Raw genomic sequence first — 23,796 nt, forward strand, 5'->3', positions numbered from 1 at the left:
CGGCCTATAGCACCCATCTCTCCACACCCGGAAATGCGTTCGCCGGACGCTCACGTTCTCGCAGCGCTTTAGCGCGATAAAGGTTAGCATCGGCTTCTAGCTTTAAGTCTTTCAGGCTCTTGCCCGACTGGTAGTGGGCGACGCCACAGCTCATTGCAACAAACAGCCTGACGTTCCCGCTCAGTTGCAGTGCTGTTTGCTCAACAAGTGCCTTGAGTTGCGCGACGATAGCATGTGCATCATTTTCACTTGTTCCGTCGAGCAGTATGAGGAACTCGTCGCCGCCAAGGCGTCCTATGATGTCTCTTGAGCGGATCCTGGATTTCAGCAAGGTTGTGAGATGCACCAGAGCTGCATCGCCTGCTGCGTGACCAAAGTTGTCATTTATCTTTTTGAAATGATCGAGATCGATTGCAACCAGACATGCGGATACCGTTGTCGGTCGGGTGAGGCGGGCTGTCGCAAGCTTGTCGAAGGCGCCTCGGTTCAAAACCCCCGTCAAGCTGTCGATCGTCGCCGCCTTTTCCATTTCGTCCGCGCGTTCAGCTTGTTCTAGGGCACTTTGTGAGAGGTAGGATGCCAGTTGCTGGCGTGCGCTCAGATTGGCGACAACTGGTAAGCAAGTCAGCGACAGCACGGCGAGGAACGCCTGAAACAGGTGTGATTGGTCCGCGCCATCGCTTGTATACCAAGCAATTGGTCCATGCCCATATATGGTTGCAACTGCACCTGTCGCAGCGACCACCATGGTTGCAGCTTCCGTGCCCAGTCGCCCGACACGGAACGTAATCAACATGACGGGCGCGAAGACAACGAACAGAAGCGGCATCGTCGTGATGAAGAAAACAAAGGCTGTCACGCCGAATACAAGCCCGTGCAGTGCGACAGCCTCAAGTCTCTCCTTCGGGCTTTTGAGCCTGAAGCACCTTACATAGTCATTGTTGAACAGGGACCAGAGTGGCGGCGTGAAGATCATCAAGCCCAAGGCATCGCTAAGGTACCAGGTCTCGAAGGAGTGTAAGAATGGTTGGTCAAACACGGCCACGGCAGTTATTGCGCCAAGCAAAGCACTGGCGGCCGGTGCGAATATACTCGCACCGATCAAGAAACGGCCGATGTTTGATGGCGAGGTAAGTGGCTGTGAGTTGTCAGCGCGTGCGCCGATTATGGCCGCTGCAATCACAACCTCGGCCACGTTGCTGACACCAAACAGAAGTGGTCCGCTGACGCTTCCGCGTGTAAGGACATTGGCAAGGACGTTAGCTGCAAAGCCCGCTGTACAGACACCGATATAACCGATGTCTCGTCGCGACAGCAGGAGTGCAAGAAGCACGGCGTTGGCAGGCCAAAGGGTGGCGATATCCTTACCATTGCTCGTCAGCGCGATGGCCGATGACGCAAGGAAGGCGTAAAGCACGAAGGCGGTAGCCCACCAAAAAGCCTTGGTCTTCCAGTGCGGTAAGGTATTCATTGTGATAATCTCCTCGCCTTATTTTTACAAAAAAAGGTGAAAGATTTCTTCTGTGCCTATCGCTTGCCGCGCCCATAATTGCGGGCGATCATTAATGGCTGGTCAAGTGAAGTTGTGCCCCCCAGCCTTTTATTGGACATCACGCCAAATCACCCAGCAAACCCGCGGGCGCAGCATCGCAAGCGCCTCGTCAATCCCCTTATTGCCTGAGGCGGCAAGGAGATTGGCATTGTCCAGTCATGGGCGTTACCAATAGAGGTCCCGAACGAAGACCTTTTCTGCTGTGACATCTGCAGGCTGCTGGTGCTGACTGATTGAGCTATGCGCGGGGCTTTGCCAATCGTGCAAACCGTTGAGCCCTGAAGGGGAAAGGATCGACGGCTGGTGTCGCGCCGGTTATCAGGTCGGCCATCAGGGCGCCAGCCCCCGGGCCAATGCCGAAACCGTGGCCTGAAAAGCCCGTTGCAAGATAGAAGCCCCCAAGTGAAGCCACGGGTGAGATCACAGGAACGGCATCCGGCGTGACGTCCATCAGGCCAGCCCAGATCTTCGTGATCCGGGCGTTGCGAAAGGCTGGCAGTGCCTTTTGCAAATTGTCGACACCGCCATTGACGAATTTCGGCGTCGGATCGGGGTCAAGGATACGAACTTGCTCGAACGGCGTCATCTCGTCGGGTTTCCATCTGCGCGGGATACGGAGTTCGCGTACGAACTCACCATTGATGCGCAAGGCGAGCTCGCGCCAAGTTTTAATCAGGCTTGGCATATAGTCGGAGAACAGACGGAAGCTGTCTGGCGTTACCGCTGCGATATTGGCGTTGCGCTGGGCAACAGTGAACCCACCGTCCAGCCTTTTGCGAAAGGCAAAATCACTGGCACCGACCGGCATGTCGGACATGCCGTCGACGGAGGAAAGCCGGGCCACGCTGCCAAGTATCTTCAAGATTGGAAGGTCGATACCCATGTTGCCTGCGAAAAGCCTTGACCATGCACCGCCGGCAAGGACCACCGATGAACATTTTATTTCGCCATGTTCGGTTACGACACTGCTGACTTTGCCGCCGCTGGTCTCAACGGACCGTGCAGCGCAATTGGTAAAGATATGGGCACCCTTCTTCGCCGCTGCGCGCGCCATGGCAGGTACAGCGATGAACGGTTCGGCCCTTGCGTCGCTTGCCGTATAGATCCCAGCCTTAAATGTTTGCCCTATGCCAGGCACAAGGGTTTCAAGTGCCGGTCCTGATACCAGGGCGGAGTCAAGGCCAAGCGGGCGGGCGTGCTTCAGCCACTCTTCGTGGACGGCCAGTTCGGCATCGTTGCGGCAGATATAGGCAATACCTGTCTTGCGGAAGCCGGTCTCGGCGCTCACGCGGGCATTCATGCCTTCCCAAATGCGCAGGCTTTCCATGGAAAGCGGCAACTCTGCCGGGTCGCGGCCCATTTGCCTGACCCAGCCCCAGTTTCTCGATGACTGTTCACCGGCTATGAGGCCCTTTTCGCACAGGGCGACGCTTACGCCGCGTTCGATGAGGGACAGGGCCGTGCTCACGCCGATAATGCCGCCACCAATGACGACGACATCGACGCGTTCGGGCCAATCGCTCGGCGTTTCCACCAGATCGGGAATAATTCTGGACACGCTCGTCTCCTGAAATGAAGGACTGGCAAATTTTGGTGCGGGAATGGCCGTTCAGCGGCCCGGGCGGTCGAGAAAATCGCGAAACCTGTACCAGCCGGTGAACACCGGAAGGAACCAGGGTTTGCCATTATAAAAAGGCACGGCGGTGAACTTTTTTCGATCGAAGGCTGAAGGCATATTTTGCTCGCCCAGGATCTTGCGGGCGGTCTGATAGCCGAGATAAGTCATCAGTGCGACACCATTGCCATTGCAGCCAACGGCGAAATGCGAACCATCACGCTCGCCGATATGAGCGAGCTTGTCGACCGTCATTGCGACGCTTCCAATCCATGAATGGGTTAACTTCACGCCCGCAAGCTGCGGCCAGATGGCGAGCATGCGCGCGTAGAGACGCTTTGCCGCCTGGCGTTCCGACATTTCGAAGATACCTGGACGCGAGCCGAAGATAAGGCGGGTGCCATCAGGCGATGGCCGGGTGAAAATCAGGTCGCGGCGGGTATCGGACACCATACGCGCCAGGGGAATGAGTTCGGCAAGCAGGTCCGGTGGCAGGGGTTCGGTGGCGATCTGATAGCTTTTTACCGGGACCAGACGTCGCGCAAGCTCTGGCGTCGCATCCGCGCTGGTATAACCGTTGGTCGCGACGATGACATGTGTTGCGTGGATCGTGCCACGCGCGGTCGGCACGACTTTCTTGCCGTTAGGTCCGTCGGTGATGATACCGGCTCGTGCATGGGAGCGCAGGATGGCACCGGCCGCCTTGGCGCGTTCACGGAGTGCCTTGTGATAGAGACCTGGATGCAAGCCGCCATAATCATCTATCAGCATGCCACCATTATAATAATCCGAGCCAATTGCCTCGCGCTGGCGGTCCCGATCGAGAAAATGGACAGATACGCCTGTCTTCTCTGAAAGAAGGGCGCCATGATTTTTCAGTGTCTCGAAGTCACCTTTGGCATGGGCGCCGAAGAAACGACCGGTAATCTTCAAACCTGCATCGAGATTTTCTGTCTCGATCAGTGTTTTGAGATAGTCAAAACTTTCGTTGCTTTCGCCGATCAGGCGGCTGATCAGTGCCGGGTCGATGCCTTTGATAGCACCACCGACGACAAGCTTCTGGCCGCTGGAAACCATGCCGCCAGAACGCGTGGAACAACCCGAGCCCAGACGATCGCTATCCAGCACGACGACGGAGCGCCCTGCGCGCGCCATGTGGGTTGCGGCATTAAGGCCCGCATAGCCGGAGCCGACAACCACCACATCGGCATGTTCAGGCAAGGGATCGAGATTTGTTTCCGGTTCGGCTCCCTCCCACCAGTATGGAGTATCCTTGAAGCCTTCAGCATATATGTCATCGAAACGAGGCATGGGGTGTCGAGCCGTGGGGCTCGCCTTTCGTGTGTTTCCGGGGCGGCTAAGAGGCTTTCGCGGTGTAGGTCCTGAAAATTTTCGGGTCCGGCATTGCGTCGGCCCGACGGTGTATCAGAGCACCTGGCCGAGAAACTCTCGCGTGCGAGGGTCTTGCGGATTGTCGAAGAAGTCTCCCGGCGGGGCACTTTCCACGATCATGCCTCGGTCGGTGAAGCAGACTCGATGGGACACTTCGCGGGCAAATTTCATCTCATGGGTCACAAGAACGCAGGTAAGGCCCTCTTCCACAAGTTCGCGGATGGTGAAGAGCACTTCCTTTACTGTTTCCGGATCAAGTGCAGCGGTCACCTCATCGAACAGGATCACATCCGGTTGCATGGCAAGCGCACGGGCAATCGCGACACGTTGCTGTTGACCGCCCGAAAGCTGGCCCGGGTAGCTGTCTGCCTTCTCCGACAGGCGCACCTTCTGCAAAAGCTTGCGCGCCCTGTCTTCCACTTCGTCCCTGTTATGGCCGAGAACCTGGATTGGGGCCATCATGATGTTGTCGAGCGCAGTTCGATGCGGGAAGAGATTGTATTGCTGGAACACCATGGCCACCTGGTGGCGCAGGGGGCGCATCGCCTTTTCCGTCTTCAACTCATGCACCTTGTGGTTTCCGACACGAATATATCCATCGTCAATCGGGATAAGACCGTTGATGCAGCGCAGGATGGTGGATTTGCCTGACCCTGAAGGGCCGATGATGCAAACAGCCTCTCCCTTGCCGACATTGAGCGAGATGCCTTTCAGGACTTCGAACGTACCGAAGGATTTTCGGATGCTGTCAATTTCGATCAATGCGTCGGAACGGTTCATAGATTGTCTCCTTTAACGGCACGTTCCAGGCGGCGCGCGAAGATCGCGATTGGATAGCAATAGGCGAAGAACAGGAAAAGTATGGTCAGGTAGAAGTAGACGAGCACACGGTCGCTCTCCATTGCAAGCGAGGTGTTGAGGATGGTCAACACGTCCTGAATGCCAGTGACGGTGGCCAAAGCCGTTGCAATCATCAGCAGCGCATAGAGGTTCATCCAGCCGGGTATCATCCGGCGGAAGGCTTGCGGCAGGATCACGTGGCGGTAGATTTGCATCTGGGTATAGCCAAGGGACCGCGATGCCTCCCACTGGCCACTGTGAATTGACTGTACTGCGCCGCGAATGACTTCTGAAAAATTCGCAGCGGTGGGCAGGGCAAGGCCGATCACCGCTTTTACGAAGGGCGGAAACGGGACGAGCATGCCGAAAATGCGCATTTCGAATGGCAGGATGTAAAGCATGGCGAAAAGCAGCACGAGCCAGGGCGAATTGCGCAGAAAGTTCATGATGAAGAATGCTGGCAGACGCACAAGCGGAGATTTTGCAAGAGTGGCAAGCCCCATGAATGTGCCAAGCACCGTCGCCACCGCCATGGACGCTATTGACAGAAGAATGTTGAGTGCAAAGCCGCCGGTAATGGGCCAGCCGTCGCCGCTACCCGTGAGCAGCAGAGGCAGGCGCACCGCCACTCGCTGCCAGTGAGCCGAGGCACCAGCCGCGGCATCTACGGCGATCCAGATGACCACTGCCAGCAGCAAAGCCAGGAGGACTGCAAGCTTTTTGGTCTCGTAGGTGACAAAATCCTTCATGGTCATTGTCCCTTTCCATAGCCCGGAAAGGCCATCCAGCGTTCCAGCCTCGCCATCGCATAGGTCAGGATAGAGACGAGCGATACATAGATGAGCAGCACGAGGATCATCACTTCCAGTGTGCGGAACGTATCGTTGTAAATCTGCCCGGCGTAGTACATCAGTTCCGGTACGGTGATGACCGAGGCCTGTGATGTGGTCTTGAACAGGTTGGTCAGGATGTTGGTGAGTGCCGGAAGGCAGATGCGCGAAGCGATGGGTGCCTCAACTTTCCAAAACCGTCCCCAGCGACTGTATCCCAATGAGCGGGCCGCCTCGATGATTGAGCGCGGCATGGTTTCAATGCCCGAACGGAACGCTTCAATGGCGAGTGCTCCGCCAAACAGGCTGAGCGAGATCGCGGCACAGGCGAAGGCGCTCAACAGTGGCATGGACAGACCGGTCGAGGGGTCGGTGACACGCAGTCCAAGCGTGGACAGCGTGAAATAGGCAAACAGCATCTGCAGCAGCGGCGGCGTGTTTCGGAACACTTCGACAAACAGTTCGATGAGTGCATCGAGCCAGAATATCCGCAGTGTCAGGCCAAGAGCGCCCAGCAGACCGATGATGACTGCGGCGATCGATGAGAGCGCCGCAAGTTTGAGTGTGTTGACGACACCGGTGAGCAGCCACTGCTGATAAGCCGGATCGGCGAGCCAGGAATAATCGAGACCGAACAAGGGCTGCTCCAGACGTTATCAGTTCATCTTGGCTTTGGCGGCCTTGGCGCGCTCGGCAATGTATTCGGAATGGGGAATGTTGAATTCGGTTTCCCACTCGATCAGCTTGCCTTCGGCTTCCGCCTTTGTGATTGCCTTGTCGACAGCCTCTTGAAACGCCTTGTCGCCTTCGCGGATACCGCCAGCCATCGGCAGGTATTCATAGGTCGGAACGGCAACCTTGTAGCCAGACCAGTCGGCCTCCTGAACCTTCAGGTCGAGGGTCATCTGATCGAAGACGAAGCCGATGCAACGGTTATCGCGCAGCGCACGGTAGGCTTCTGGCTGGGTCTTGAAGGCAACGAGTTGAATTCCGAATTCTTCGGTCAGCTTCTTGTTGTAATAAGAACCCTGAATGCCGCAAACCGGCTTGTCCTTCAACTGACCCCACTCGCTGGTTGTTGCTTCCTTGGCCATCAGTACGGCCGGGCCGGGAGAGGAAACGTAGTGTGTGGTAAAGTCGATGACCTTGTCACGGTCAGCGGTGACGCCGAGCGTGGCGAAGATCACGTCAATGCGACCTGCGGTCAGGAACTCGATACGGTTTGCTGCAACGACTGGTACCAGTTCGATTTTTTCTTCCGAGCCAAGCAACTCCTTGGCGACGTATTTTGCCAGTTCCACCTCGAAGCCGATGATTTCGCCCTTGTCGTTCAGGTAGCCATAGGGGGCGTAGTCGTTCTTTATGCCAACGATCAGCTTGTCGCGCGCCTTTACGTCTTCGAGTGTTTCGGCGGCAGCCGAACCTGCGGCGAGCAAGCCGATGGCGACGAGAGCAGTTGATGCGAATGTCTTTGCCAGTTTCATCTGTTTTGTTCCCCAATTCGGATGACGAAACGCGGGCTGGGGCATGCAGCCAACAGCACGCAACATTAAACCGCCTATTTATTGTTCAAATTCACCGACGGCTTAATTTTCATCATTGAACACGTCAATTTCTCATTATACAAGTATAGAGGAGTAATTTTTTCATAATGTGAGATATAGCGATGGCAGTGCCTCAAACGTCGTCTACTGGCGCGCAACTTCTGGATCGGGCGGTGATCTTGCTTGATCTTGTCGCGGATGGTGGCGTGAACGGTATTACCCTGAAGGAATTGACGGCCAGATCAGGGCTTAACTCAGCCACCTGCCACCGCATCCTCAATACTCTCGTTGGGCACAAGCTGCTTGCGCGCGACGACAAGAAGCGCTGCTACCGGCTGGGGGCGCGCATGGCGATTTACGGTGCCCGGGCCGCCCGCGGCCCCGGCATCATCAGTCGCTGTGAAATGGCGCTGACGCGTATTCGCCGGCGCACGGGTGATACCGTTCATCTCATGGCGCGGTTGAATCACGATTCCGTCTGCCTGGACAGGCGCGACGGCGAATGCGTCGTGCCAACCCTCACGGGTTCCATTGGTGGCTCGGTGCCCCTTGGCGTCGGTCCCGGTTCAATCGCAATGCTTGCCTTTCTCGACGTGGACGAGCAGGAGTTCATCATTCGGGCCAATATCGAGCGCTATGCAGCCTATCGCGACCTGACGGCCGAAAAGGTGCGCAGACTGATCGGCGAAACTCGCGATCGTGGATATGCGATCGATGCGGGAGAACTTATTCCCGGCATTTCCGGTGTCGCCGTGCCGATTTTCTCAGATGGGGCAAGCCCAAATGCGTCCATCGGCTTTACGCTGCTCAGCGCCAAACTCACCCCATATACGCTGGAGCAGTATGCCCTGTTGTTGAAGGAAGAGATTGCGGCGATCCTCGTTCAGTAGGAATCGTCCAACAGGCAGTTCACCCAGAACTCGGACACACTGGCGCGATTTGGCAGGTTGACGACATGCAAAATCGAACTTGCAATATCCTCCGGTTGGGTGAGGGCGTCTGTAGGGGTCCCCGAGGCGAGCGGCAGGCCCATGTCGGTCGCCACAAAACCGGGGCAGATGGCCGTCGCCCTGATGCCCTTGTCAAAGCCAGCATGACGGATCGCATGTGACAGTCCGAGGGCGGCAAACTTCGAGACTGAATAGGCGCCCGAGATTGCCGATTTGACACGCTTGCCCGACAGTGAGGCGACGATGACAACGCGTCCCTCACCGCTGGCTGCCAATTGTTCCCAACAGGCCTTTACCAGCCGGCGTGGTCCGTTGACATTGACCTCGATCAGCGAGGCAAACTCCTCGTCTGTTGCCTCCACAGCGGATTTGCGAACCATGATCCCGGCATTGGCGACGATCGCATCGATGCGGCCGAATTTTTGGAGTGCGGTGGCTGCCCACGCATCCGGCGATGCCGGATCCGTTGCGTCATAGGCGGCGACCTGCACTGTGTCGGGATCCGCCCAATCTGGCAGGGCAGGGCTTCGCATGCCAAGCGACACGTTCCAGCCTGCCTCCATGAAAGCCTTGCCGGCCGCAGCGCCGATGCCGCGATTTCCCCCGGAGATCAATACCGTTTTTCTGTCCGTCATCTTGCAACCTCTGTCATGCGTGTGGGGGAAGGGTGGCGCCTTCCTTGCGTGCCAATCTGTTTTCCTGCATGCGGAACCACCGGAGCCGCAGGGCAGGGGCGAAATCCATGAAGGCCGGTGCCTTGTGCAGCGGTTCGATCTTCAGGGACAGGTCCTTGTCTGGTACGCCAAGCGCCCATTCGGACAGAATGCCTCCCAGCATCGAGCCTGTCGGCACGCCGCGTCCGGACAGTCCGGTGCAGGCGACAACGCCTGGTGCGAGGTCGTAGAGCCGCGGGATGGTGCGCATCTGCATGTCGAGTTCGCCGTACCAGAAATATTCCCAGCGAATATCTTCCTTGATTTGCGGATGCAGGAACTTCAGGCGATCTGTCATCACCTTGCGCGTGTATTCCGGGTCTACGCCGCGCTGTCCCATCGGGAACATCGAGGCAACGATGCGGCCTTCGCGGTTGTATTTATAGACATAGATGTCGCCGCGGCCATCATGCATCGTGGTGTTGTGCGGCAGAACGTGCTTGCGCGTTTCGGGGTCGAGCGGCTGGGTTGCAGCAATAAAGACCTTCTTGATCCGGAAGCTGCGATCCAGCCCCTTCCATCCGCCGACCGTATATGCGCCGGTCGCAAAAATGACCTTGTCGGCCAGAACGCTTCCAGTGGGCGTGCGTACGGACCATTTGCCGTTTTCGGGCTGCACGTCCTCAACGGGCGATGATGTGTAGATTGTGCCACCTTCTTGCTGGACGGCGCGCGCAAGGCCACGCGCATATGAGAGTGGATTCACATGACCACCCTCTTCGTGATACCAGGCGCCGTAGAAGCGGGGGCTGCCGGTCATCGCCTCGACTTCGTCCTTGTTTATAACGCGGCATCGCGCACCGGCTTCTGCATAGTCATCGGATTTTTTCTGCATGATCGACATCGCGCCTGGGCGAAGCGCGCCCATGACGTAGCCGTTCTGCACCCATTCGCAATCGATATTGTAGGTCGAGATCATCTCGACCACCCGGTCATTGGCTCGGGTCTGACGATGGATGATGCGCTCTGCCCAGGGTTCGCCCAGCATCTTCTTGAGGGAGGGCAGGCTATAATAGCTGAAAGTTGGGGTGCAGTGGCCCGCATTGCGACCGGAGCCGCCGAAGCCCGCCTCTTGTGCCTCAACAAGCGCAACTTTGATGCCCTTGCGGGCCAGTTCGAGCGCAGTGGTCAGACCGGTGTACCCGGCTCCCACAACGCAGATGTCGGCCTCGACGCGCCCTTCCAGTCTCGTCGTCTCTGGCGCTGGAACGGCCGTTGCAAACCACAATGTTTCCTTGAAGGGAGAAAATTTGTTCAAGGTCAGACTCCGCAAACCGTGCTGTCATTTGCGAGGCAAGGGGATGCCACCGAGGGATGACAGCGATTGTGAACACAGGATGCAGCGATATGCCGCTTTTCTATGCGTGCCAGAAAATGCGGCAGACCGTCAAAATGAATCTCACAATACGATGAGATTCCGAGGTCTTTTTCATGATGTGATATTTTTGATGTGTATTTTGGCGTGAAATGCAGGTGGAGGACTGGATGTTGATCGCCACAATCTGTTTGCGGCTAGGCTACGCGTCCGAGCGCAAAGGAACCTGGTCCGGAAAAATCACCTCGCTATTGCTTATGGAAAGGCGAGATTCCTCATGACGGGACGGTCAATCCAGAAGGTTGTGATCGTTACCGGCGGGGTAACGAACAAAAACCATCAGGGCGTTATTCTGCGACCTCGAGACTAGCGACAATGTTGCGGATTTGCTGGCGAAGCCAGATATTGGCAGCATCGCCATCTGCATGTTGTGCCCAGACCATGTTAACCGGTGGAAAGCTCAGAGACACCGGTAGTGGGCTGACCTCAAGGCCGAGCAATGTTCCATAACGTCTGGCAATCCTGCTCGGAACAGTTGCGATAACCGGGCTCACTTGCGCAGCCGACAGCACTGACATGTAGCCAGGACATGCCATCACGACGTTTAGCTCAACGCCAGCGATTTCGAGTGCATCTTTGATGCAGCCCTGAAGAGTTTCATTTTGTGAGATGGTTGCATGCTCTGCTGCCAGGTAGGCATCCAGGCTTACTGGTGTCGGGAGGTTTAGGAGTGCGGGGTTGAAACAGCAGGCAAACTGGCTGTCATAGAGGGGTTCGAAGGAACGGCGGCTGGTCTTGGTGTAGGTGCAGCCAACGGCGAGGTCGATGCTGCCGTCTTCCAGCGAAGGTTCCATCGCCTCATAGGGAAAAACCCGCGCCAACAGCTTGATGCCAGGGGCCAGTTTTCTTAAGCGGGCAGTGAGGTCTGGCATCAGCAACAACTCGATCTCCGGTGACATGGCGATACGAAATGTGCGTTCTTCAAATGCAGGGTCGAAGTCCAGGCCACCGCTCAGCGCCAGTTGCGCTTGTCGCAGAGCTTGGCGCACCGGCACGGCGAGACTGCGCGCCCGTGCTGTTGGCTGCATCACCTGTCCTACGCGGATGAACAGGTCGTCCTGAAGCAATGCGCGCAGCGTGGACAGGGAATGGCTCATGGCCGGCTGCTGGATTTTCAGCCGTTTTGCCGCTTTTGTCACGTTGCCTTCCGACATCAGCGCGTCGAAGGCGATGAGCAGATTGAGGTCGAAAGAACGTAGATTGAAATGATCGATAGTTACCATGAGCCGGATCGATTTGTTTACTGATAGTCAGATACATAAATGCTCTCCAGGTCAGTTCAAGACCACGTTCAACACACTTCCTGGAGCTTTCCATGCAAACCCGTCGCGACCTATTGAAATCTTCTGTCGGCATCACTCTTGCCGCCGGTGTTATCACCGCTCTGCCCACCAGCGTTTTGGCGAAGGCATCGATTATTGGCAAACAGGCCGTCAGTTTCTATCGCTTGAAACTCGGAGATTATGAAATCACTGCGCTGTCCGATGGCACGGTGAAATTGCCAATGGCGAAGATCTACAAGAACATCAAGGAGGCGGATGCCGAGACATATCTTGAGGGTCATTTCCAGGCAAGAGATACGGAAACGTCCGTAAATGCCTTTCTGATCAACACGGGTGACGAGCTGGTTCTCATTGATGCTGGCACTGGTGACCTGATGGGTCCTGCACTTGGCAAGCTCGTGAGCAATATTGAAGCGTCGGGCTACAAGATATCCGAGATCGATCACGTTGTCCTGACCCATATTCATGCCGATCATTCCGGCGGTCTGGTTGTGAACGGCAAACGGGTGTTCGAAAATGCTGTCCTGCATGTAAACCAGCGCGAAGCAGAGTTCTGGTTGAAAGCCGACGCCGAGGCCAAGGCAGACAAGGTGCTCGGTCCACAGATCGCCCAGGCTGAAAAATGCGTTGGTCCTTATGCTGAGGCCGGCAAACTTGAGACTTTTGAAGACAACGCTGCGCCGATCCCGGGTTTCGGCTCTGTCCTACATGCCGGTCATACACCGGGACACAGCGGTATCATTGTCGAGAGCAAGGGCGAGAAGATCGTCTTCTGGGGTGATATTGCCCATGGTGATGTGCTGCAATTTGATCAACCTGAGGTCACTGTCGATTTCGACGTAGACCAGAAGGCCGCGGCTGCCAGCCGTGCAATCGCGTTTGCTGATGCAGCCGATCAGAAATATCTGGTGGCTGGTGCCCACCACGCCTTCCCCGGCATTGGCCATGTCCGTCGTGATGACAGCAATTATGACTGGATCCCACTGGTCTATAAGGCCAGCTACTGAACTCATCAGGGTGCCGTCGCTCTGGCGGCACCTTGGCTCCATTTTTTGTTATCGGGTTTTGGCAATGCCACCCGACCAGGGCACAATGATTTGATCGAAACTTGAGCTTCCTTACGGCCCCGGAATGTTCCCGGGTTGTGAGCCAAACGATGACAGTTCCAGTCTGCTCTGGTGTGTGGCGTTGCGCCAAACACGATAATCGCTGTCCGTTCAGCGGGAAATTACAGCGAAATTTGGCTGAGTAATGGCTCGATGCTGCTTGTTTCGGACTTGGATCGTACAAGACCCGATAAATGATCCATCAAATTGCGTGTCACTGAACAGCCTTGGCCGGTTTCGCGTCTCTATCGCAAAACGCTGCGGGAACGCCTTGGCATATGAGCAAATCAGCAGCTGAGCCGAATGTTCTGACGCTGTTATCTGGTCGCTGTCAGCGTTGTGCCGATAGGGCAACGGCCTTGTCGCTGCCGCCAGCCTGCTCCAATTCGTTTACCAGCAAAGCAAGCAGACCCGGAAATCGCGCTTCGATGTCCGCTTTTCGCAAAGAAGACGTGCGGCGGTTTCCGTAATCGATCTGGCTGATCAGGCCCGCCTCACGCAGAACCTTGAAGTGGTGGGTCAGTGACGCCTTTGCCACGGGAAAACCAAAGGACACGCAGTTGCGCTCCGTGCATTCCGGCAGAGTTGCCAGAATGGCCACCGTGGTACGGCGCAGAGGATCAGACAATGTCGACAAAACGACACCGAGGTCGATCTCGTCGCGATCGGGTTGGGGAAGCAAATCTGGCATGCCTTATTTTACCGGGTCAGAGCATCATGCGCAAGTCAAAGGTACGTCTTGACGCATACCTTTGACAGGATTAGGTATGGGGCTGTCCATACCAATTGGTCTTTTTAAGAGTGATTGCCGTGGTCAAAACCGTGCACCATCCGATCAGTCCTTTTTGGGGGATGCTGGGAGAGTGCCAAACCCGTTACGATAAGAGTACGCCAGATGCCAAAGCCGCAGCTATTTACGCCGTTCAAGATTCGCAATCTCGAACTTGAAAACCGTATCACCATCGCGCCGATGTGTACCTATTCCGCCGTTGACGGTTGCATGACGGACTGGCACCTCATCCACCTTGGGCAACTTGCTTTGTCCGGTGCCGGATTGCTGACGATCGAGGCGACGGCTGTCGTTCCGGAGGGACGCATCACTTATGGCGATGTCGGCCTGTATGACGATGCGACTGAACAGGCGATGCAGCGGACTTTGGATAGCATCCGCAAGTGGTCTGATATGCCCATTGCCATTCAGCTTGCCCATGCCGGCCGGAAAGCCTCTTCGGATTTGCCGTGGCTGGGTGGTACGCAGATTGCCGCTGATCACAAACATGGTTGGCAAACGGAAGCACCGTCTGCCGTTCCTTTCAAATCCACCGATACCGTGCCGACGGAGCTGACGCGTGAGCGTATGAATGCTATCCGCGATGCGTTTGCGGAGGCTGCCGTGCGCGCTGGCCGTATCGGCATCGATGCCGTGCAAATCCATGCGGCACATGGTTATCTCCTGCATTCATTTTTATCGCCGCTGTCGAACCAGCGGACGGACGAATATGGCGGCAGCCTCGAAAACCGGATGCGTTTTCCGCTCGAAGTTTTTGACGCGGTTAGAGCCGCATTCCCCGCTGACAAGGTCGTCACGGTTCGTGTGTCCGCCACAGACTGGTATGAAAACGGCTGGGATATCGACCAGACAATCGAATTTGCCAAGGCTTTGGAGCTTCGCGGCTGCGATGCGATCAACGTATCATCGGGTGGTCTGCACGCTGATCAGGCCATCCCGGTTTCGCCAAGCTATCAGGTGCCTTTCGCCCGTGCAGTCAAGGCTACCGTCAAGATGCCGGTTGTCGCGGTTGGATTGATCACCGAGCCTGCTCAAGCGGAAGCGATTATCGCAACGGGTGATGCCGATCTTGTCGGGCTTGCCCGTACGATCCTGTATGATCCGCGCTGGCCATGGCATGCTGCCGCCGCCCTTGGCGGCGAGGTGTCCGCTGCACCTCAATATCACCGCAGCCAACCGTCCACATTGAAATCGCTGTTCAAGATGTAGTTTTAACCTAAAAAGAGGCTTCGGTTTTTGACAGACCGGAGCCTTTATTTCTTATGGTTCAACGGGGAGCGCTTGGTGTGTTCCAACCGCAATCATATGTCGGAAAGTGCATCGCCGCGGCCATTGGCATCGCTTGTGTGATCCATCAGAACACGTCTGGTCAGCTCGGGTGCAAACATCGCAACCTGACTGTTCCGCGGTGAAATTGCCCAGCCGATCAATATGTCCTGGCTATCAAGCTCTTCTTCCTCATCGATATCGACGGGTTCGAAACGCAGTGAGGCAATGGATGATTTCGGTTCCTTGAAGGCTGTATCGAAATCAGGCGTGACAGGATTAAATCCTGTGCCTGGCGGTAATGTCACGGCAGTGGCAGCCGTTGCCGGGTCGGTCGGGGCTGACGAGGGGCGGACGGCAGGAATTGTGCCCAATGATGCGGTCACGATCGGATCCGCGGTTGCGGCAGCATCTGCCGTTTCCGTCTGCGGTCGCAGCGTGGGCATCGGGATGGTGGCAGCCGCCACGTTGACATCTGGCTGGTCGGTCTGGTCGACTATGTCGAAGGCAGAGCGCGGGCGACTGGTGGGCACTGGCAACATGGCTGTGACCAGAGGGCTCTGGTTTTCCCGCGAAGGCGTGCGCGGTGGCGCACTTGTTTCTTTTGCCTGCGACGCCGTGCTGGCTGCTCTGGTTGCTGACGCGACCTGAATTGACTGGCCGGTGACGCGACGTCTGTAGTCAGCCAGCGCAACATTATAGCCGGCAAACCGTTTGCCATCCGGCGGCAGATGCAGTGTTTTGCCATCCGGGAACAGCTTGACCAGTTCCTGCCGCGACATGCGCGGCCAGGCGCGTACGCCGCCCACATCGACATGCACAAATGGTGAGCCCGATGTCGGGTAATATCCCACGCCGCCCGCCTGCATCTGCATGGCGAGTGCGCGCAGCGTCGATAGTTTTACGCCGGGAATGTAGAAATCCATGGCCTTGCCCTGCATGTGCAGGCTTTTTTCACCGACGCCGGTATTTCTCGACCGACCACGCAACATGGCGTTGGTGGCAGGAGAACGATAACCTGAGACAACGTGGATATAGCCTTGGGCGTTGGAACGGTCGTAAATCTCCCAGACGATATCGAGGAGCCGAGGGTCCATGCGTCCGCTCTCGTTGCGTCGAAAGTCGCGCAGAATACGATTGACCTTTTGCAGACCGGCCTGGTCGAATCGACCATTCCTTTTGTAGGTAATTGTCGCCTTTTCTCCGGTATGGACAAAATAGAGCTTGAGCGAACGGTCCTGCGCCTCAGCGAGGGACACAAGTCCAAGCAGCGTGGCCGCAGCGATTGTTGCGACCCGGATCGCTGTTGCGAAACGGCTGAAAAGGCCGGAAGGGCCACCCGACTTCATGTCGGCAGACGGAATAATCGACAACTTGAACACTCGCTTGGCTCACAAACTCAAAAGGGGGACGGGCGACAATCAGCACGGCCATACCCTCGAACACTGCGAGTGATTATGGTCAACAAGGTGTTAACGGGTGATTTACGCTGAGACAGTTGTCGTTAGCGCCCCATCACAACACTGTTATGAGGTGAATTGTGGGTGGCAATCTGCCTCGGCAATCGTGGCGGGGTCTAGACAGGATCAGAAAAGCGATTGGCGGCTTAAATCAACATCAAGCCGCCTGACTTCGCCCAGCTCTTGCGCTGGTCGAGGCCGTGTTCAGAACTGTGTGGAAATACGGTCACTGGGGCGGAAACGAAGCGCCAATGCGCCAAGCACCAGACACAGCGCCGCCATCAGCCACCAGGCGGGCGTCAGATCGGCAAGATTTTGCCGGAGAACGCCAGCTGCAAATGGCAATGACGCCGCAAGGATGTAACCGCCACCTTGCACAAAACCAAGGATGACACCTGCCACCTGGCTGCCTTCACCATGATCCAGTGCGACGATCAGCGACAGCGGAAACAATGCGCCAATGCCAAGTCCGGCCGCAAGTGCTGCCGGCCACGCCAGTGTCAGTGGCGACAGGGCCAACATCACCATGCCCGCCAACAGCAGGGCCAATGCGGCAAACAAGGCGGGCCTGCGGTCTCTGGAATGGCTGACCAGAAAGGAAACACCAATGCCGGCAACGACCTCTGCGGCGGTCAGGGCACCAAGAATGTTTCCAGCCGCCTGAGCCGACCATCCAAGCTGGGTGAAGAACGGTGGTAACCAGGCAAGAACCAATGTGTAGGCGCCGGTACCCAGTCCAAAAAATATCAGCAATGCCCAGGCACGACGGTGCCTGTAGATGCCCGGCTGTGCGACAATCCGCTCCGGTTCAGAGCGGTCACCGCCGATGAGCCAGGCGATAATGCCCAATATGGCAGGCAATGCCCAAAAACCGAGCGTCGACGGCCAGTGCCATTTCTCAGAGAGCCAGGGAGAGGCCATGCTGGCGATCAGCGCACCGCCCATGATCGCGGTTGAATAAAACCCCATGACACTGGCGGCGGCGCCTCCGGCATTTCTGCGGATAGCAAGAGGCATAAGCGCCTGCACGATCGCGATGCCAATTCCACCAATTGCGGCTGTGAGCAGCAACGGTGCTCCACCCGGCCACCAGATCCGGGCAAGGCATGCGAGAAAAATCAGCGCGATGCCAAGCAAAATTCCTTGCCTGTCACCAATGGTTTTTCGAAGGGGCGTGGTGGCCAGAAGACATACACCCATCATGATGACAGGCAGTGTCGTCAACAGGCTGGCTGCACTGTCATTCAAGCCGGTGTCACGTTGAATGCTGTCCAGCAGCGGGCCAATGGATGCGAGTATCGGGCGCAGATTGAGACCTACCAGGATAACGCTCGCCGTAAACAGATGGCGATGGATGCGTTCGGTCATTTTATTTCCAATGCTATTGCGGGGAGAGACGGCAGAATGTATCTCTATATAAAGACAATTTATCTTTACGTAGAGATATATTGTTTTGACGTCAAGATAGGTGGGTGATGGATAGAGCGATGTTTGCCGCTGGCCAATGGGCCAAGGAAATGCCGATGTTGGAGACCGGGCCAATGGTTCTGCTGGGTCGACTGGCCGAGGTTGCACTGGTTGTTGCGCGTGATCGGTTGAACCCGGTCTTTGCAAGTTTTGGATTGCAGCCGGGCGAGTTTGATGTGCTGGCCACGCTGAGACGCGGTGGCGCGCCGTATGCGCTGACACCGACAGATCTTTATGAAGCGGCGATGATCTCCTCCGGCAGCATGACCAACCGGCTCGACCGGTTGGAAAAGGCCGGTCTTGTCGAACGCCGGCCCAACCCCGCCGACAAACGAGGTACTCTCGTTGCGCTGACATCAGAAGGACTTGATGTCATCGAAAAGGCGGTGGTTGCCCATGTCGCCAACCAGCACGCTATCCTTGAAGGGCTGGGCAAGGAAGAGCAGGCGGCACTGTCAGCACTGCTTGAAAAGCTGCTTGCAGCGCAGCAGGCCAAAGCGTGAGTTGACGCTCACTTCAGCTGGTTTGCTGGCCAGGCTTGCCTTAGGCCAACAATCCAGGCGTCGTTCTGAGAGACGTTGACCAAACGGCGTAACCGCCAGCATTCATGTGCACGAGATCGGGAAGGTAGTAGCGAAACATCGGCAACCTGTTTTCGCCAATCAGGCCGGCGCTTGGATCGAGCCAGCTGGCATTGCCATCCGTTTCGCACCACTCACGGGCCAGCTGGTTGAACAGGTCAAATTCATCGCGATAAATCCAGCGGGCCGGACTGTGTTTGATGGCAAAGATAAAAACCTCTGCCTGCGGCAGCTTGCTGGAGATGGCGTCCCGCAACGTCTTCAAATGGCCAAGCGTTGTCTGGGCCGTCAGCCCATCGCTGGCAATGTCATTTTCACCAAAATACAGGGCGATCCGCCGTGGCTTCAGAGGCGTCAGAAGCTGGTCCATGTAGTGGATGCCGGAGAGATAGGTCCCTCCGCCGAACCCCAGATTGACGACATCGAGCGAGCCGAGGTCTTCGGTGATCGAGCTCCAGATGCGGAACGAGGACGAACCGTAAAAGGCAATCGGATCATCAGGCAGGCCGACGCGCTCCAGCCGAGCCAGCGTTGTGATGATATCGTTTTCGTGACGGCCTGTGCCGATACTGGGCGGAAAGTCATACATTGGGTTTCTCCCGGACTATTGCAGGTTTACGAAAGTGAATGTTTGAGAATATTCAACGCCCCGCGAACAAGAACGTCATCTGCACCGAGGTCAATTTCCAGATCGAATTTTCTGGCTGCGGCCAGATAGAGGTCGTTCAATCCGTCATTGCCAACAATGGTTGCCTTGTCGCCCGGCGAATACCAGCCCGCATCGCAGGCCTGCCGGAATTCCTGACCAATGACCATGCCATGAACGTAGGATCGCAACTGATCGGGTGACAGCTTGCCGGCCAGCCCCCCCGTTCGCGAGGAAAACAGCAGCGACAGCATGGCACGCGAGTTTTTCGCCTCGTCAAGCCCCTGGTCAAACGCTGCCGGATCATCAATGGGCGGCTGAGTTGCGCCGCGGGCAATGAAGGAATGGTTGATCAACAACGCGAAGATTTCACCGGTCACAAAGGTTTGAAAACCGGCAATCTGGCCTGCCTTGACGCTTGCCCATTTGCTGTGGGTGCCTGGAATGATGATGGTCGCGTCATTGCCAAGCCCGTGGCCGACGACCTGCGTTTCTTCACCGCGCATCACGTCAGGGAAGGGACGGCGGGCCGGGTCAGTCAAACCGGGCAGGAAAACCAGGTCTGACCCATTCGGCAGTTTCCGTCTTTCGCTGCCGGCGGCAAGGTCGGCAGGCCCTACCGGGCAGGGCACGTAAGGGATTTCTACCCAGCCGTTGCGGCTCGTGATCATGCCGAGCGCTGCGACCGGGATCGCCCCATGGGCTGCGAACCATGGGGCCAAGGTGCCCATCAAGGCAGCCTCATGTTCGCCCTTCTGGAGGGACGAGATGCCCTGTGCCGTTTCCAGCTGGTCCAGTTCTGCACCGTTGGCGTCCACCAGCGCAGCTCTCAGTGATGTGGTTCCCCAATCGACGATGATCGATGCGGTTTGTCCTGCCATGTCGTGAGCCTCCTCGCTCATTTTCATCTGAGGGCTTGTCATAAGAGTTTTGCGCATGTAGTGTCAATTAGTGAATTCAAAGTATCAATATGTGAGACTTCATTGGGAGGTGAGGAAATGGCAACTGGTCTGAAGGGCATACTACCCGTTCTGCCGACACCGTTTTTGAAGAGCGGCGAGGTCGATAAGGCAGGCATGTCACGACTGGTGCGGTTTGCACTCGAACAGGGCGTAGACGGCGTGGTTTTTCCCGGCTTTGCCAGCGAGGTAGAAAACCTCAGCGCCGACGAACGTGCTGAGCTTCTGGCCGTGGTTGTTCAGGAGGCGGCAGGGCGGGTCCCTGTGGTGGCAGGCGCCAGCGCTGCCGATTGGCGCGAAGTGGTGGAGCACGGGCGGGTGGCCGTCAGTCACGGTATCCGCCATCTGATGGTGCAACCACCGAAATCGGTTGGCACCGACGCGCCCGCATTGATCGAATTTCTCGGCCATGTGTTGGATGCGCTGCCAGAGATCGAAATCATCCTGCAAAATGCACCCGCACCACGCGGTTCGGACCTGTCACCCCAGGCGATTGTTGAGATTATTCGTGCCTTGCCGCGTGTCGCATATGTCAAGGAAGAGACACTGCCGGCCGGCCCGGCCATCAGCCACATCATCGCGAACGCTCCTGCCAGCCTGAAAGGTGTGATCGGCGGCGGTGGCGCGCGTTACATCCTGGATGAATATGCCCGCGGCGCGACGGCTGCCATGCCAGCCCTCGAGATTGCCGGTGAACATGTGGCGATTGATCGGGCGCTGGTTGCCGGCAAGTACAACGAGGCGCGGGCGATCTACGTCCGCACTCTGCCGCTTTTGGTTTTGCAGGCGGTTTATCGCATGCGATTGACCAAGCATGTGCTGGTCCGTCGCGGCGTCATCGACGGCGTCGGCGTGCGTGCCCCGACCCCTGATCTCGATGCCGCGGCGATTGCCGATATCGACGCCAATCTTGTTGAACTCGGTCTTCTCTCCGCGGAGGCCGCATGAACAGCCCGGTCGCATCCATCGAGGTTTTTACCCTGACACAGCCGCGCAAAGTGCCCTATCTCGGCGCTTTGCGGGAAGGTGAGGTCGTCAATCCCAACGGCTACATCGTACGCAAGGGAAACCGCACGGTCTATCCCACCTTCGACCGCAGCGTGCTTGTGCGCATGACCACCCAAAATGGGGTGGTTGGCTGGGGCGAGACCTATGGCATCGTCGCACCGGGTGCTGTGGCCGCGCTGATCAATGACCTGCTGGCCGGTTTTGTCATCGGTCGTGACGCCTCGGACCCATCAGCGATCTATGACGATCTTTATGACATGATGCGGGTGCGTGGTTACACCGGTGGTTTTTATGTCGATGCGCTGGCAGCCCTTGATATTGCGCTTTGGGATATTGCTGGTCAGGAAGCGGGTAAATCCGTGCGTGACTTGCTGGGCGGTGGCGTGGAAGACTTTCCAGCCTATGTCTCGGGCCTGCCGGAAAAGACACTGCAGGCACGCGGTGAGCTGGCAAAATACTGGCAGGATCGCGGTTTTGACGCCTTCAAGTTTGCAACGCCAGTCGCCGATGATGGCCCGGCCGCAGAAATGGAAAACCTGCGCAAGGTTTTGGGACCGCAGGCAAAAATCGCAGCCGACATGCATTGGAACCAGACGCCGGAACGGGCGCTGGAGCTGATCACAGACATGGCGCCGTTCGATCCATGGTTTGCCGAGGCACCTGTCTGGACCGAAGACATTGCCGGGCTGGAGAAAGTGTCCAAAGGCACCGACATCCCGATTGCGGTCGGAGAGGAGTGGCGCACCCATTGGGACATGCGCGCCCGCATCGAGCGGTGCCGTATCGCCATCGTACAGCCGGAAATGGGCCACAAGGGCATCACCAATTTTGTTCGTATCGGCGCCCTTGCCACCGAACATGGCATTGATGTGATACCGCATGCCACCGTCGGCGCCGGTATCTTTTTGGCCGCAAGTCTGCAGGCGTCTTCAACATTAAAGACGCTTAAAGGCCACGAATTCCAGCATTCGATTTTCGAGCCGAACCGTCGCCTTCTTTCAGGTGACATGGATTGCCGCGAAGGTCGTTATTACCTGCCGTCGGGCTCAGGGCTCGGGGTAAAGCCGTCGGAGGCGGCAATCAGTATGCTTGAACGTATCTGAATTGGTTCTTTGGGAGGAAGCCATGAACAGCAAAATGAAAAGATTGGCGCTTGGCGCCGCAACGACAGCTCTGGTAACCATTGGCAGCCTTGCGCCTGCCATGGCTGACACGGTGTTGAAGTTCATTTCCTGGCAGACTGACGATGCCGGCACCGGTGAGTGGTGGCACTCGGCCATCGCAGAGTTTGAAAAACAGCATCCCGGCGTGAAGATCGAATTCACCAAGGCCGAGCGCAGTTCCTACGCCGATACGATGACGACGCTGTTTGCCGCCAACCAGCCGCCGCAGATCGTGCATCTCGCATCCTTCGAATTCCAGATGTTTGCCGATAGTGGCTGGCTGGAGCCGCTCGGTCCCTGGCTCGAAAAAGACGGTATCGACATGACCGGCTGGGCCGGTCAGAAAACCTGCGAATGGAACGGTGAAACCGTCTGCATCATGACCAACTATTTCGGTTTCGTGATGGCCTATAACAAGAAGATCCTCGATGAAGCCGGCATTGCGGTGCCAAAGACCTATGACGAGTTTTTTGCTGCCGCCAAGGCAACCACCAAGGACCTCAATGGCGATGGTATCATCGACCAGTTCGGCACCGGCCATGAAACCAAGGGTGGTCCCGGCCAATATCTCACCGAGATGCTGAACTACATCATCGATGCCGGTGCCTACTGGACCGACAAGGACGGCAATATAACCATTGATACGCCTGAGATGGTCGAGGGCCTGACGCGCTGGAAAACCGTGATGAAAAGCGGCATCAGCCCGGTCGACATGAGCGCCAGCGATGTGCGCAAGCTTTTTGCCGATGGCAAAATGGCCATGCGCCTGGATGGTCCATGGCTTTATGGCACTACCCAAAAGGGGTCGGCCAAGAGCGACATCGTTTATGCCGCACCACCGCTGACACCGCCGCTTGGTGGTTCGTCCAACGTGCTGGCCATGCCGTCAGACATCCCTGACGACCAGAAACAGCTGGTCTGGGACTTCATCAAGCTGACGATGACCCCGGAATTCCAGCGCAGCTATGCGACGATGGGCGGCAACACGCCGCCTAGCCCGAAAGCTGATGTGTCCGGCGTCGAAAAGACCATTCCGCATTTCCCGATCCTGCTGGAAACCATGAAGGCTGCATCGGAGAAGGGCATCGACCGCGTACCGATCGGGCTTGAGCTCTATTACAACGAGTTCAGCAAGATGGTGATGGAAGAAAGCCAGCGCATGATCATTCAGGACCTCGACCCTGCGGAGGTGGCAAAAACCATGCAGGCCAAGGCGGAAAGCATCAAGGGCTGACCCTTTGCAAGACATGGCCCGC

General features: G+C 57.0%; 22 protein-coding genes. 7 read left to right on the forward strand and 15 right to left on the reverse strand.

The genetic code is table 11. The features are described 5' to 3' along the window. Nucleotides 1-4: 4 nt before the first annotated feature. The 7 genes from RT613_RS12225 to RT613_RS12255 all read right to left on the reverse strand — a co-directional run bounded on the left by RT613_RS12225 (nucleotide 5) and on the right by RT613_RS12255 (nucleotide 7,713). Nucleotides 5-1,471, reverse strand: coding sequence for a diguanylate cyclase (locus RT613_RS12225; protein ID WP_313615687.1), 1,467 nt, complete (start codon nucleotides 1,469-1,471; stop codon nucleotides 5-7). A 319-nt stretch (nucleotides 1,472-1,790) separates the two neighbouring features. Then, entirely contained in the window at nucleotides 1,791-3,110 is a 1,320-nt protein-coding gene (locus RT613_RS12230; RefSeq protein ID WP_313615689.1) for an FAD-binding oxidoreductase, read from the reverse strand. 51 nt (nucleotides 3,111-3,161) lie between these two features. After that, a complete protein-coding gene (locus RT613_RS12235) occupies nucleotides 3,162-4,478 on the reverse strand; it encodes an FAD-binding oxidoreductase (RefSeq protein WP_313615691.1) in 1,317 nt (438 codons plus the stop codon). Nucleotides 4,479-4,592: 114 nt separating this feature from the next. Continuing rightward, nucleotides 4,593-5,339 carry an amino acid ABC transporter ATP-binding protein gene (locus RT613_RS12240; RefSeq protein WP_313615693.1) on the reverse strand — a complete coding sequence of 249 codons (747 nt, stop codon included), beginning with the start codon at nucleotides 5,337-5,339 and terminating at the stop codon, nucleotides 4,593-4,595. After that, on the reverse strand, nucleotides 5,336-6,154 hold the full coding sequence (locus tag RT613_RS12245) for an amino acid ABC transporter permease (RefSeq protein ID WP_313615695.1): 819 nt from the start codon (nucleotides 6,152-6,154) through the stop codon (nucleotides 5,336-5,338). The genes RT613_RS12240 and RT613_RS12245 overlap by 4 nt, the downstream gene beginning before the upstream one ends. Continuing rightward, nucleotides 6,151-6,867: an amino acid ABC transporter permease gene (locus tag RT613_RS12250; protein ID WP_313615696.1), complete on the reverse strand. Its 717-nt coding sequence runs from the start codon at nucleotides 6,865-6,867 to the stop codon at nucleotides 6,151-6,153. The genes RT613_RS12245 and RT613_RS12250 overlap by 4 nt, the downstream gene beginning before the upstream one ends. 18 nt (nucleotides 6,868-6,885) lie before the next feature. Then, nucleotides 6,886-7,713: a transporter substrate-binding domain-containing protein gene (locus tag RT613_RS12255; protein WP_313615698.1), complete on the reverse strand. Its 828-nt coding sequence runs from the start codon at nucleotides 7,711-7,713 to the stop codon at nucleotides 6,886-6,888. Between the two features lie 182 nt (nucleotides 7,714-7,895). Between RT613_RS12255 and RT613_RS12260 the strand changes: the two genes are divergently transcribed. Next, nucleotides 7,896-8,663 carry an IclR family transcriptional regulator gene (locus tag RT613_RS12260; protein WP_313615700.1) on the forward strand — a complete coding sequence of 256 codons (768 nt, stop codon included), beginning with the start codon at nucleotides 7,896-7,898 and terminating at the stop codon, nucleotides 8,661-8,663. Here the strand turns inward: RT613_RS12260 and RT613_RS12265 are convergent. The 3 genes from RT613_RS12265 to RT613_RS12275 all read right to left on the reverse strand — a co-directional run bounded on the left by RT613_RS12265 (nucleotide 8,657) and on the right by RT613_RS12275 (nucleotide 12,034). Then, nucleotides 8,657-9,358 carry an SDR family NAD(P)-dependent oxidoreductase gene (locus tag RT613_RS12265; RefSeq protein ID WP_313615701.1) on the reverse strand — a complete coding sequence of 234 codons (702 nt, stop codon included), beginning with the start codon at nucleotides 9,356-9,358 and terminating at the stop codon, nucleotides 8,657-8,659. The genes RT613_RS12260 and RT613_RS12265 overlap by 7 nt on opposite strands. Before the next feature lie 13 nt (nucleotides 9,359-9,371). Further along, a complete protein-coding gene (locus RT613_RS12270) occupies nucleotides 9,372-10,694 on the reverse strand; it encodes an FAD-binding oxidoreductase (protein ID WP_313615702.1) in 1,323 nt (440 codons plus the stop codon). A 404-nt stretch (nucleotides 10,695-11,098) separates the two neighbouring features. Continuing rightward, nucleotides 11,099-12,034 (reverse strand): LysR substrate-binding domain-containing protein, encoded by a 936-nt coding sequence (locus RT613_RS12275; RefSeq protein ID WP_313615703.1) that lies wholly within the window; start codon nucleotides 12,032-12,034, stop codon nucleotides 11,099-11,101. A 92-nt stretch (nucleotides 12,035-12,126) separates the two neighbouring features. Here RT613_RS12275 and RT613_RS12280 point away from each other — a divergent pair, with 92 nt between their 5' ends. After that, nucleotides 12,127-13,101, forward strand: coding sequence for an MBL fold metallo-hydrolase (locus RT613_RS12280; protein ID WP_313615704.1), 975 nt, complete (start codon nucleotides 12,127-12,129; stop codon nucleotides 13,099-13,101). A gap of 430 nt (nucleotides 13,102-13,531) precedes the next feature. On the opposite strand, the gene RT613_RS12285 is transcribed toward RT613_RS12280, so the two are convergent. Then, nucleotides 13,532-13,891: a helix-turn-helix transcriptional regulator gene (locus RT613_RS12285; protein ID WP_313615705.1), complete on the reverse strand. Its 360-nt coding sequence runs from the start codon at nucleotides 13,889-13,891 to the stop codon at nucleotides 13,532-13,534. A gap of 204 nt (nucleotides 13,892-14,095) precedes the next feature. On the opposite strand from RT613_RS12285, the gene RT613_RS12290 reads away from it, so the two are divergent. Then, nucleotides 14,096-15,199 carry an NADH:flavin oxidoreductase/NADH oxidase gene (locus RT613_RS12290; RefSeq protein ID WP_313615707.1) on the forward strand — a complete coding sequence of 368 codons (1,104 nt, stop codon included), beginning with the start codon at nucleotides 14,096-14,098 and terminating at the stop codon, nucleotides 15,197-15,199. Between the two features lie 92 nt (nucleotides 15,200-15,291). On the opposite strand, the gene RT613_RS12295 is transcribed toward RT613_RS12290, so the two are convergent. Together RT613_RS12295 and RT613_RS12300 are read right to left on the reverse strand one after the other, a co-directional pair. Continuing rightward, nucleotides 15,292-16,629, reverse strand: coding sequence for a DUF882 domain-containing protein (locus RT613_RS12295; protein ID WP_313615708.1), 1,338 nt, complete (start codon nucleotides 16,627-16,629; stop codon nucleotides 15,292-15,294). A 291-nt stretch (nucleotides 16,630-16,920) separates the two neighbouring features. Then, a complete protein-coding gene (locus RT613_RS12300) occupies nucleotides 16,921-18,084 on the reverse strand; it encodes an MFS transporter (RefSeq protein ID WP_313615709.1) in 1,164 nt (387 codons plus the stop codon). A gap of 107 nt (nucleotides 18,085-18,191) precedes the next feature. On the opposite strand from RT613_RS12300, the gene RT613_RS12305 reads away from it, so the two are divergent. Further along, the gene (locus tag RT613_RS12305) at nucleotides 18,192-18,686 is read left to right on the forward strand and encodes a MarR family transcriptional regulator (RefSeq protein ID WP_313615711.1); all 495 of its coding nucleotides are present in this window, start codon (nucleotides 18,192-18,194) and stop codon (nucleotides 18,684-18,686) included. Between the two features lie 40 nt (nucleotides 18,687-18,726). Here the strand turns inward: RT613_RS12305 and RT613_RS12310 are convergent, their stop codons facing one another. Next, nucleotides 18,727-19,353, reverse strand: a complete 627-nt coding sequence (locus RT613_RS12310) for a GDSL-type esterase/lipase family protein (RefSeq protein WP_313615712.1) — start codon at nucleotides 19,351-19,353, stop codon at nucleotides 18,727-18,729. 26 nt (nucleotides 19,354-19,379) lie between these two features. Then, nucleotides 19,380-20,291 carry a 2-dehydro-3-deoxygalactonokinase gene (locus RT613_RS12315; RefSeq protein WP_313615713.1) on the reverse strand — a complete coding sequence of 304 codons (912 nt, stop codon included), beginning with the start codon at nucleotides 20,289-20,291 and terminating at the stop codon, nucleotides 19,380-19,382. A gap of 117 nt (nucleotides 20,292-20,408) precedes the next feature. Between RT613_RS12315 and RT613_RS12320 the strand changes: the two genes are divergently transcribed. Genes RT613_RS12320 through RT613_RS12330 form a run of 3 tightly spaced genes read left to right on the forward strand, consistent with a single transcriptional unit; the run spans nucleotide 20,409 to nucleotide 23,774 of the window. Continuing rightward, the gene (locus RT613_RS12320) at nucleotides 20,409-21,317 is read left to right on the forward strand and encodes a dihydrodipicolinate synthase family protein (RefSeq protein WP_313615715.1); all 909 of its coding nucleotides are present in this window, start codon (nucleotides 20,409-20,411) and stop codon (nucleotides 21,315-21,317) included. Then, nucleotides 21,314-22,480: a mandelate racemase/muconate lactonizing enzyme family protein gene (locus tag RT613_RS12325; protein ID WP_313615716.1), complete on the forward strand. Its 1,167-nt coding sequence runs from the start codon at nucleotides 21,314-21,316 to the stop codon at nucleotides 22,478-22,480. The genes RT613_RS12320 and RT613_RS12325 overlap by 4 nt, the downstream gene beginning before the upstream one ends. Nucleotides 22,481-22,502: 22 nt before the next feature. Beyond that, the gene (locus RT613_RS12330; protein ID WP_313615717.1) at nucleotides 22,503-23,774 is read left to right on the forward strand and encodes a sugar ABC transporter substrate-binding protein; all 1,272 of its coding nucleotides are present in this window, start codon (nucleotides 22,503-22,505) and stop codon (nucleotides 23,772-23,774) included. The last annotated feature ends 22 nt before the right edge of the window (nucleotides 23,775-23,796 follow it).

The organism is Agrobacterium sp. (assembly GCF_032092815.1).
Lineage (GTDB): Bacteria > Pseudomonadota > Alphaproteobacteria > Rhizobiales > Rhizobiaceae > Agrobacterium.

What these genes read in the sequence shown, in the direction of transcription:
- RT613_RS12275 (WP_313615703.1), bottom strand. Translation starts at nt 12,034, where the DNA reads ATGGTAACTATCGATCATTTCAATCTACGTTCTTTCGACCTCAATCTG.
- RT613_RS12330 (WP_313615717.1), top strand. Translation starts at nt 22,503, where the DNA reads ATGAACAGCAAAATGAAAAGATTGGCGCTTGGCGCCGCAACGACAGCT.
- RT613_RS12225 (WP_313615687.1), bottom strand. Translation starts at nt 1,471, where the DNA reads ATGAATACCTTACCGCACTGGAAGACCAAGGCTTTTTGGTGGGCTACC.
- RT613_RS12315 (WP_313615713.1), bottom strand. Translation starts at nt 20,291, where the DNA reads ATGGCAGGACAAACCGCATCGATCATCGTCGATTGGGGAACCACATCA.
- RT613_RS12280 (WP_313615704.1), top strand. Translation starts at nt 12,127, where the DNA reads ATGCAAACCCGTCGCGACCTATTGAAATCTTCTGTCGGCATCACTCTT.
- RT613_RS12260 (WP_313615700.1), top strand. Translation starts at nt 7,896, where the DNA reads ATGGCAGTGCCTCAAACGTCGTCTACTGGCGCGCAACTTCTGGATCGG.
- RT613_RS12300 (WP_313615709.1), bottom strand. Translation starts at nt 18,084, where the DNA reads ATGACCGAACGCATCCATCGCCATCTGTTTACGGCGAGCGTTATCCTG.
- RT613_RS12265 (WP_313615701.1), bottom strand. Translation starts at nt 9,358, where the DNA reads ATGACGGACAGAAAAACGGTATTGATCTCCGGGGGAAATCGCGGCATC.
- RT613_RS12305 (WP_313615711.1), top strand. Translation starts at nt 18,192, where the DNA reads ATGGATAGAGCGATGTTTGCCGCTGGCCAATGGGCCAAGGAAATGCCG.
- RT613_RS12285 (WP_313615705.1), bottom strand. Translation starts at nt 13,891, where the DNA reads ATGCCAGATTTGCTTCCCCAACCCGATCGCGACGAGATCGACCTCGGT.
- RT613_RS12245 (WP_313615695.1), bottom strand. Translation starts at nt 6,154, where the DNA reads ATGACCATGAAGGATTTTGTCACCTACGAGACCAAAAAGCTTGCAGTC.
- RT613_RS12310 (WP_313615712.1), bottom strand. Translation starts at nt 19,353, where the DNA reads ATGTATGACTTTCCGCCCAGTATCGGCACAGGCCGTCACGAAAACGAT.
- RT613_RS12240 (WP_313615693.1), bottom strand. Translation starts at nt 5,339, where the DNA reads ATGAACCGTTCCGACGCATTGATCGAAATTGACAGCATCCGAAAATCC.
- RT613_RS12255 (WP_313615698.1), bottom strand. Translation starts at nt 7,713, where the DNA reads ATGAAACTGGCAAAGACATTCGCATCAACTGCTCTCGTCGCCATCGGC.
- RT613_RS12290 (WP_313615707.1), top strand. Translation starts at nt 14,096, where the DNA reads ATGCCAAAGCCGCAGCTATTTACGCCGTTCAAGATTCGCAATCTCGAA.
- RT613_RS12320 (WP_313615715.1), top strand. Translation starts at nt 20,409, where the DNA reads ATGGCAACTGGTCTGAAGGGCATACTACCCGTTCTGCCGACACCGTTT.
- RT613_RS12235 (WP_313615691.1), bottom strand. Translation starts at nt 4,478, where the DNA reads ATGCCTCGTTTCGATGACATATATGCTGAAGGCTTCAAGGATACTCCA.
- RT613_RS12325 (WP_313615716.1), top strand. Translation starts at nt 21,314, where the DNA reads ATGAACAGCCCGGTCGCATCCATCGAGGTTTTTACCCTGACACAGCCG.